At 68.9% G+C, this 8839-nt stretch carries 8 protein-coding genes and 1 pseudogene; 8 read left to right on the forward strand and 1 reads right to left on the reverse strand.

Annotation, left to right across the window (positions count from 1 at the left end; genetic code table 11):
* Positions 1-5 precede the first annotated feature (5 nt).
* Positions 6-695 carry a class F sortase gene (locus ACFVH5_RS42465; RefSeq protein WP_385839042.1) on the forward strand — a complete coding sequence of 230 codons (690 nt, stop codon included), beginning with the start codon at positions 6-8 and terminating at the stop codon, positions 693-695.
* A gap of 144 nt (positions 696-839) precedes the next feature.
* Complete coding sequence (locus ACFVH5_RS42470; RefSeq protein WP_385839035.1) at positions 840-1532, forward strand: O-methyltransferase; 693 nt, start codon at positions 840-842, stop codon at positions 1530-1532.
* Here ACFVH5_RS42470 and ACFVH5_RS42475 read toward each other — a convergent pair.
* Positions 1496-2059 (reverse strand): annotated as a pseudogene (locus ACFVH5_RS42475) (molybdopterin cofactor-binding domain-containing protein); the annotation flags it as partial. The gene ACFVH5_RS42470 and the pseudogene ACFVH5_RS42475 overlap by 37 nt on opposite strands.
* A 505-nt stretch (positions 2060-2564) precedes the next feature.
* Here ACFVH5_RS42475 and ACFVH5_RS42480 point away from each other — a divergent pair.
* From ACFVH5_RS42480 to ACFVH5_RS42505, 6 genes are all read left to right on the forward strand, one after another.
* Entirely contained in the window at positions 2565-3146 is a 582-nt protein-coding gene (locus ACFVH5_RS42480) for a hypothetical protein (RefSeq protein WP_385839036.1), read from the forward strand.
* A gap of 72 nt (positions 3147-3218) precedes the next feature.
* Complete coding sequence (locus ACFVH5_RS42485) at positions 3219-3518, forward strand: PucR family transcriptional regulator (RefSeq protein ID WP_385839037.1); 300 nt, start codon at positions 3219-3221, stop codon at positions 3516-3518.
* Positions 3519-3779: 261 nt separating this feature from the next.
* The gene (locus ACFVH5_RS42490) at positions 3780-4940 is read left to right on the forward strand and encodes an NAD-dependent formate dehydrogenase (protein WP_385839038.1); all 1161 of its coding nucleotides are present in this window, start codon (positions 3780-3782) and stop codon (positions 4938-4940) included.
* A gap of 156 nt (positions 4941-5096) precedes the next feature.
* The gene (cynS, locus tag ACFVH5_RS42495) at positions 5097-5543 is read left to right on the forward strand and encodes a cyanase (protein WP_385839039.1); all 447 of its coding nucleotides are present in this window, start codon (positions 5097-5099) and stop codon (positions 5541-5543) included.
* Positions 5544-6036: 493 nt separating this feature from the next.
* Positions 6037-6396, forward strand: a complete 360-nt coding sequence (locus ACFVH5_RS42500; RefSeq protein ID WP_385839040.1) for a hypothetical protein — start codon at positions 6037-6039, stop codon at positions 6394-6396.
* An 82-nt stretch (positions 6397-6478) separates the two neighbouring features.
* Positions 6479-8650 (forward strand): TerD family protein, encoded by a 2172-nt coding sequence (locus ACFVH5_RS42505; protein WP_385839041.1) that lies wholly within the window; start codon positions 6479-6481, stop codon positions 8648-8650.
* The last annotated feature ends 189 nt before the right edge of the window (positions 8651-8839 follow it).

Consider the following 8839-nt stretch of genomic DNA (forward strand, 5'->3'; position numbering starts at 1 on the left):
GGGGCCTGCGGGGAGCCGTGCTGATCGCGGCCACGGCCCTGCTGGTGGTCGGCGGATCACTGCTGGCTCTGGGCGCGGTACGTCAAGAACCCGCACCGCCCGCCGTGTCCGAGCCCTCGTCATCCCCATCCCCATCCTCCTCTTCACCGTCTTCACCTTCTTCGGCGTCTTCGGCGTCCTCCGCGTCGGGGCAGCGGGCCCCGCGGTCCGACGCGGCGACGAACCAGGTGTCTCCGCTGTCCAGTTCCCCGCCGGTGCGGGTGAAGATCCCCGGGATCAAGGTGTCGTCCGCCCTGGAACGCCTCGGGCTGGACGAGAAGAACGTCATGGAGACACCACGAGACCCGGCGAAAACAGGCTGGTACACGCCCGGCCCCACCCCCGGCGCTCAGGGGCCCGCCGTCATCGCAGGTCATGTCACCTGGAACGGCAGCCGTGCCGTCTTCTTCGACCTCGCCACCCTCGAACGCGGCGACGCCATCGACGTGGCCCGACAGGACGGCACCACCGCGCACTTCGCGGTCGACCGCGTGGCCCAGTACCCGAAGGACAAGTTCCCGACCATCGACGTCTACCGCAACATCGACCATGCGGGACTGCGCCTCATCACCTGCGGCGGCACGTACTCCAAGGCCCGTAATCACTACGCGGACAACATCGTCGTCTACGCACACCTGACGGGCCACACACCATGAGTACGCGCTGAGCCGTAGGGCAGGCGCGGGATGGGATCGTGTGGTGCATGGCTTCGGGCTTCGGTCGGGTATGCCACCACCCCTGAAATCACCGATGAGCTGCGCAAGTTAGGGTATGCTAACTTCGATCTCAGGAGGAACAGCGTGGTGGCAGACACCCCCCGCCCCGACACCGACCGTCAGCCGGACTCGATGTGGGTGGAGCGCCCGCCGTTCCACAGCCGGGTCATCAAGGACGAGCGGGTCCTCCGGGTGCTCGACGAGCTCTACGAGCGGGAACGTCGCATCAACTGGGGCGAGTACGCCCATCATCCCGACCCGCGCCACCATGCCGCGACCGGTTTCTCGCTCAGCCCGGAGCAGGGCGACCAGCTCTATCTGCTGATCCGGCACGGACGGGCGCGCCGCGTGGTGGAGTTCGCCACCTCTCTCGGCTTCTCCACCCTCTTCCTGGCGGCAGCCGTCCGGGACGGCGGCGGAGGCCGGGTGTACACCGCCGAACTCGTGCCGGAGAAGGTCGAGCAGGCGCGAGAGAACATCGCGCGGGCCGGTCTCGCCGACCATGTGACGTTCTTCGAGGGCGACGCCTGCGAGACCCTTGCCGCTGCTCCGGAAGAGATCGATTTCGCTCTCATCGACGGCTGGGAGCCGAAGGTCTCCCTGGACGTCCTGAAGGTGATCGAGCCGAAGCTGCGGTCCGGCGCCCTGATCTACAACGAGAACCAGGACCGCGAGTTCCTGGACCACGTTCAGGCTCCCGGCAGCGGCTACCTCAACCTGCCGCTGTTGAGCGGTTCCGCCTACAAGCCGCAGGGCGAGCTGTCCATGCGCTGCTGACCACCACCTTTCTCGTCGAGGGCGAGCCACACCCGGTCGCGGGTGAGGGGGAGTTCGGTGAAGCGGATGCCGGTCGCGTCGCGCAGGGCGTTCGCGAAGGCGGGGGCGACCGGGTTGAAGGGGCTCTCGCTCATCGGCTTGGCGCCGAGCGGGCCGATGGCGTCGATGGTTTCCATGAAGTGGACCTCGGTGCGGGGGATGTCGGCGTACTGGGGGAGCCGGTAGCTGCGGAACGCGGCCGTCTCCACGGCGCCGTGCTCGTCGATGCGGACGTGTTCGAAGAGGGTCGCGCCCAGTGCCTGGGCGACGCCGCCCTCGACCTGGCCGCGGCACTGCATCGGGTTCATGACCTTGCCCGCGTCGGCCGCGTGCACGCTGCGCAGGATACGGATCTCGCCGGTGCCGGTGCCGGTGCCGGTGCCGGGGTCGACGGCGAGACGGAACCACTGGGCGTTGAAGGCGACCGAGCGGGGCGTGCCGCCGAAGTGCCCGTCGGCGGCGAGGGTGACCCCGACCGCCTGCGCGGACACGGACCCCGCCCGCTTCGTGCGGCCGAGGGAGGCCGTGCTCACCGGACTGGTGTGGTAGACCGCAGAGGACGGACAGGACAAGGCGGACCGGTTCGTGGCCGGGTTGCGCAGCGCCGACACCGGCGTGCTGCTGGGCCGGGGAGGAGACACACGGCGCTGTCCCTGACGACCTGATCGAGGCCTGCGTACGGCACCGCCTGCCGGTGGCGGCTGTCCCGGCCCAGGTCATGTTCCGGGCCGTCACCGACAAGGTGTACCTCCAGCAGTGGGGCGAGCTGAGCCGACACCACGTACTGCCCGCCGGCGCCCGAGCCCAGCTGAGCCGCCTCGTCGCGCAGGACGCTGGCCCGGACGCCGTCCTCGCCGCCTTCGCCCACCTCGGACCGGGGGCAGTCGCGTACGTCCTCACCGCCACCGGCCGCACGTTCGCGGCGACCGGTGGCGCACCCGCCCTCCCGCTCCCGAAGCCACCGCACTCCTGGCGGACGGCACCGGCACTACGGTGCCGATCGCCGACGCCGCCGCGACCCCGTACGAACGCCGGTACCTCTACGTGCACGACCCGGACGCTGCGCCCCCCCGCATGCTGCACGAGGTGGCCGCGATCCTGGGCCGCTGCCGGGAAGCACAGGCCCGACGCCGGGCCGCCGCTCACCGGAGGGCGGACGAACTCGGCGCGCTGCTCGCCCGCCCCGACGCGGAGAACACCGCGGTGGCGGCTGCCCTGCAAGCCTGCGGGCTGCCTCCCGGCGAGGGCCCGTACCGTGTGATCACCGCCAATACGGGTGCCCGGAGTGGAGGACCGGCGGATGGTGCGCTGGAGGAAGGTGCACTTACGGAAGGCGCGCTGGCGGAGGCCGTGGCTCACTTGGCCGGGCCGGGACCTGCCGCGGTGGGCCGACTGCCGGACCGCACGGCATTCGCGGTCGTCCCTGGACCCGTCACCCTCGACGGAGTCTGGGCCCTTGTCGCCGCGTGCGAGCCCTCCATACCCCTGCACGGCGGCACCGGGGCACCGGCCGCAGGGCCTCGCGACCTGGCCGGAGCACTCACCGAAGCCCGTTACGGCCTGGTGTCGGCGTAGAGTACGTCCCCCGGTGTCTCGCTCCTCACCGACGCCACCACCCTCACCACGCTCGACACGCTCCTGACCGGTGTGCCCGCTGAGGTCCGCAACGCCTACAGCCGTACCGTTCTCGGCCCCCTCCTCGACACCGCGAACGCCTCCGCTGCCCCGCTGTTGCAGACCCTGCGGACCTTCCTCGCCTGCGACTGCTCGTGGGCCCGCACCGCGGAAGTGATGCACCTGCACGTCAACACCGTCCACTACCGCATCCAACGCGTCGAACACTTCACCCACCGCGACCTGTCCCGCCTCACCGACCGCCTCGGCCTGTGGGCCGCGCTGCTGTGCCACCAGCCCGCTGCCGGGGCTGCCGCGCGCCCACGTCCGTAGGCTTCACGGGCCGCGACCGGCCGACGGCTCCCGGTCGCATCGCTCGGCAGCCTTCGGACGGCAGCCTTCGGACGGCGGCCCTCGAACGGCAGCCTTCGAATGGCATGGGTGAATTGCTGTGGACGTACGACGTACCTCATCGGTGACGACCGCTCATAGCCGTCGGCTATACGGACATAGCGAGAATCGCTTTGACCAGGGCAATCGACTGCATGGATCGTGAACTGCACTCGCAGTCAACGCAGTTGAGGAGCCGTGATCATGGCGAAGGTGCTCTGTGTGCTGTACGACGACCCGACCGACGGATACCCGACCACGTACGCCCGTGACGACCTCCCCGCGATCGACCAGTACCCGGGCGGTCAGACCACGCCCACTCCCGAGGCCGTCGACTTCACGCCGGGCCACCTCCTCGGCAGCGTCTCCGGCGAACTGGGCCTGCGCAGCTTCCTGGAGAAGGCGGGCCACAGGCTCGTCGTCACGTCCGACAAGGAGGGCGACGGCTCGGTCTTCGACCGGGAGCTGCCCGACGCGGATGTGGTGATCTCCCAGCCGTTCTGGCCGGCGTATCTGACTCCGGAACGCATCGCGGCGGCACCGAACCTCAAACTTGCCATCACGGCCGGGATCGGCTCGGACCATGTCGACCTGGACGCGGCCATCGCGCACGGCGTGACGGTCGCCGAGGTCACGTACTGCAACAGCATCAGCGTCGCCGAGCACGTGGTGATGATGACGCTGTCCCTGGTCCGCAACTACCTGCCGTCCCATCAGGTGGTGCTCGACGGCGGCTGGAACATCGCGGACTGCGTGGCCCGCTCCTACGACCTGGAGGGCATGCATATCGGCACTGTCGCCGCCGGACGCATCGGCCTGGCCGTCCTGCGCCGCCTGGCCCCCTTCGACGTGCAGCTGCACTACACCGACCGCCACCGCCTTCCCGAGGCGGTCGAACGCGAACTGGGCCTGACCTTCCACGAGAGCGCCGCCGACATGGTCCCGCACTGTGACGTCGTCACCATCAACGCACCGCTCCACCCGGAGACCGAAGGACTCTTCGGCGACGAACTGCTGGGCCGGATGAAGCGCGGTGCGTACCTCATCAACACGGCCCGTGCGAAGATCGCCGACCGGGACGCCATCGACCGGGCTCTGCGCAGTGGACGGCTGGCGGGCTATGCGGGTGATGTCTGGTACCCGCAGCCCGCCCCCGCCGACCACCCCTGGCGCACCATGCCGCACCACGGCATGACCCCGCACATCTCCGGCTCCTCCCTCTCCGCACAGGCCCGCTACGCGGCGGGCACCCGCGAGATCCTGGAATCCTGGCTCGCGGGCCGCCCGATCCGCGACGAGTACCTGATCGTGGACGGCGGCGCGCTGGCGGGCACGGGCGCCCACTCGTACTCGGTCACCAAGTGACGGACCGCGCGGACCGCGTGGGCCGGAGGTGATGGGTGGAGGCCGCTGTCGAGCTGCTTTCAGGCGGGGCTGACGTGCATGTTCGTCGACTTCGCCCGGGCGGTGGCCTCCGCTCTGAAAGCGCGGCCAGAACCGTCCTCGTCGAGGGAGAGACAGATGCTCAGCAAGCAGGAAGCCGCCGACGCCGTACGCCAGGCCAAGGTGACGACCGGGGTCACGTGGGCCCAATTGGCAGAAGCGGTCGGGAGGCCGCCGGCCTGGACCACGGCGGCCTTGCTCGGCCAGCACCCGATGAGCAAGGACGAGGCCGCCACGGCGGCGGCCCTGCTCGAACTCGGCGAGGACGCCGCCCTCGCCTTCCAGCTCCAGCCGACCAGGGGAGCGCTGGACGCCGCCGTCCCCGTGGACCCCACGATCTACCGCCTCTACGAGATCGTCCAGCTCTACGGCCCGACCATCAAGGAACTGATCCACGAGCAATGCGGTGACGGCATCATGAGCGCGATCAACTTCCGACTCGACGTCCGGCGGGTCCCCGACCCCGCGGGCGACCGGGTGGTCATCACCCTGGATGGAAAGTTTCTGCCGTACCAATGGGAGTGAGCCCTTTGCGTGGTTAAGAGTCTTTACCAATCACCGGATGCTGCCCTGCTCTTGAACTGGCTCATCGCAGGGAAAGGACGAGGCAGCCCGGTCGAATCGGTCCTTGAGCTGGTCAGGGGCGCGCCGCTTGAAGTCAGACAGACGATCGTCACCGAGCAGACCGGACGGGCTCTTCACGGTGACCTGAACGCCATCTCCATCATTGCGGCCCTTGGTCGAGTGTGCGGCTTGGACGTGTCCACGGAAGTCTTGAACCACCTGCTGACCGGGCGCCGTAGGGTCGGACGGTGGTTCGACGGCACCCGCAAGGACGAAGAGCCCACTCGTACCGCCTTTGTACGGAGGAGGGTGAGACACCACGGGAACCATCCTCAAAGGCCTCCAACGAATCCACTGGGGTGATCTGGGCGCCGCCGGGGGAGCAACAGCTCGTGACATTCCGGCTCTGCTGTCCAAGGCCGCGTGGCCCGACGAACAAACCGCACGCCTTGCCGTGGACGAACTCGGCTCCCGCATCTGTGAACTCGGTTTCGTCGTTCACGAGGCGACCGCGTCCACGATTCCCTTCCTCATCGAACTGGCCGGTGCCCCTCACGTCACGTGCAGGGCCGAGGTGCTTGAACTTCTACTGAGCGCCTTCAACGGGCGGCAATGGAGCGCCGCAGTCCAAGCGGCCCCTGCCAAATACAGCGGCAACTACCGGGAACAGGTCGGATGGGAGGCGAAAACGCAGCACGCCGTACGTGCCGGGCAGGCCGTGTACAGGGGGCTCGTCACCGCGACGGATCCGCAGGTCGCAGAGGTCGCCGCCAAGCTCGTGCGGGCCGTAGGGGAGCAGGCGGCGGAACCGTGACTGTCCATCCGTTCAGACACGCGGACACCTCCGCGTGAAAACTCCTGTGCGTATGTTCGTACGTCTCTGCGATCATCCCTGAATGGCGCACGATTTCGACGCACTGGTCATTCGGCACACTCACCGTCTTTCTTCTCCTCGGGGCTCCGCCGGTCAAGGGGCCGTCGTGGCGCGGCAGTTCGACGCGGCGCTGACATCGGTGGGATTCAAGCTGTCCGCCCAGCTGCTGGAGCGGCTGTCCGGGCTGTCCGAGGCCGCCGTTCTGCATACCGCCAGGCGGACCCTGCGGACGGTGAGCGAAATGGTGGGCGACCATGTCCAGCACAACTCGTATTTCATCGACTTCCCGGCGAACGTGCCCGACACCGAAGAATTCTGGATGCGGTGCGTGACGAAGGCGCTCGCCGACGAGACGTCGCGCGAGAGCGTGCTGACGCAGTTGACGCACGGGGTGCTGGATCTGCTCAGCCTCCCTGCCTACGGCCGTTACCAGCACACCTACGAGGAGATGCTCGCCGCGCAGGACGAGCTGATCGCCTCGGCGCGGGACCGGGTGACCGTCCTGCACCTCGGCCGGGACCTGGACGACGAACTCACAGCCCTGTACCTGGCTTTGGCCGGCTCCACGACCCCCTTGGGTGAGGAGCATCTGCTCGACCTCAAGGCCCTCGCCGGGCGGTGCGCGCTCGGCCCACAGCCCGAGGCGATCCCGGTCCGGGAGAATCGGGCGGTCGTCAACGGCGCCCGCCTCGCCGTGGGTGCGGACCTCCTGCTGGACACCGTCACCGACGTACTCCGGCTGGCCTGCGCACTGTCGGGCGGCGACGTGACACTGCAGGAACCGACCCGGTTCCGTACTCTGTCGCGTCCGGCCCGCCGTGCGCTGCTCGCGGGCCTCGACGCCGTCATCGCGGCGAACCCCGCCAAGCTGGCCGACGTGCACGCCCACCGGGAGCCGTTCAAGCGTCTCGGTGAGCGTCTGCACCCGCACGAGTACCCGCGCTGGCCGCACGCCGCCGACGTGTTCGCGGTGGCGCGGGGCGAGAAGTCGGCGCGGTCCTTCGACAGCCGTGTCGAGAAGCGGCTCGACGAGTTCGACGTCCCCGGTGCGGTGCGGCTGCTGCAGTCCGCTCCCGGCAAGCTGTTCCGCTCCCTGGACCTCCTGCTGCGTACCGCCGCCGACCAGGGGGAGCGGGATGCGGTGGTGGCGGCTGCGGTGCGGGTCGCCCCCGAGGTCTCCGGCCGGGTCGTGCTCTCCGTCCGCGAGCACTTCCACAACCGGGAACGGGAGGCAGGCGAAGCCCGCATCTTCATCAACAGCCGCGGCCGTGGCTGGGTGACCCCTGACGTCCGGCCGGCCGTCCCCGCCGCCGACCGCGACCGTCTGATCAGCGCGCTGGACGCCGAAATGCGCCGCCGGCTCCCGGCACCACGCCGGCTGCTGCTCGACCCCGACGTCCTCGACGTGGCGCTCCCGCTCAGCGGCAGGGCGGCCACGGCAGGGCTCGGCGTCCTGCCGCGCGGTTCACGCTCCACGGTCGACGGCGAACAGCTGCGGTTCTTCGTGTACTGGAAGGAGACCGGGAAGCGGACCGATTACGACCTCTCGGCGCTGCTTCTCAATGCCGACTACAGCACTGACACCTGGCTCTCCTACACATCGCTCACGGCTGCCGGAGCTGAGCACTCGGGCGATGTCACCGAAGCGCCCGAGGGAGCCTCGGAATTCATCAACGTGTCATTGGGCCGGGTACGCAGCACGTTCGTCGTTCCACAGGTCAACATCTACGCCGGTGAGGGCTTCGAGGAAGTCGCCGAGTCGTTCTTCGGCTTCATGCTGCGAGACGGTGAGCAGCGGGGTCGGCCGTTCGAGCCGCGCACGGTGCGAATGAAGTCGGAGCTTCGCGGAGTGGGCCGAGTGGCGCTGCCGCTGGTCTTCCGTAGGGAGGACGACGGCCGGTGGCGTGCGAAGTGGCTGCACCTGTACCTGAAGGGCATCTCGTCGGCCAACCGCGTCGAGGAGAACCAGGTGTCGGTGGCCAAGGTGGTACGCGCACTCGTGGAGCGTGAACAGTTGACGGTGAGTTACCTCGTGGACCTGATGTCCGGCGACTCCACGGTGGTGGACCTGTGGGACGGCGGGCCGGTCCCGGACGAGCCCGTGCTCTACATCGGTCTCGAACGTCCCGAGGGTCTGCACTCGGACTCCGAGGTCATCACCCTCGAAAATCTGCGCGACGTGATCCCAGGCTGAGTGCTAGCGTTCATCTCGGTGAGGCCATGAAGGGGCTTCCTTCTCAACTTCCTGCAATGAACTAAGTTCTTTCGCTTTCCTCGCCGTCGAATTGCTTCGGGCGGTGGCCGCGGTCAACACCCGGGGCCCCCCCGCAAAGGTTTGGGGGGGGGTGCACACACACGCACGCCAAAGCGGGGGGCAAGGCGG

Origin of the sequence: Streptomyces sp. NPDC127119, from assembly GCF_042677425.1 — a bacterium.
In the GTDB taxonomy this organism is placed as follows: Bacteria; Actinomycetota; Actinomycetes; order Streptomycetales; family Streptomycetaceae; genus Streptomyces.

Coding starts and splice junctions, on each gene's coding strand:
- ACFVH5_RS42505 (WP_385839041.1), top strand. CDS start 6,479: ATGGCGCACGATTTCGACGCACTGGTCATTCGGCACACTCACCGTCTT.
- cynS (WP_385839039.1), top strand. CDS start 5,097: ATGCTCAGCAAGCAGGAAGCCGCCGACGCCGTACGCCAGGCCAAGGTG.
- ACFVH5_RS42490 (WP_385839038.1), top strand. CDS start 3,780: ATGGCGAAGGTGCTCTGTGTGCTGTACGACGACCCGACCGACGGATAC.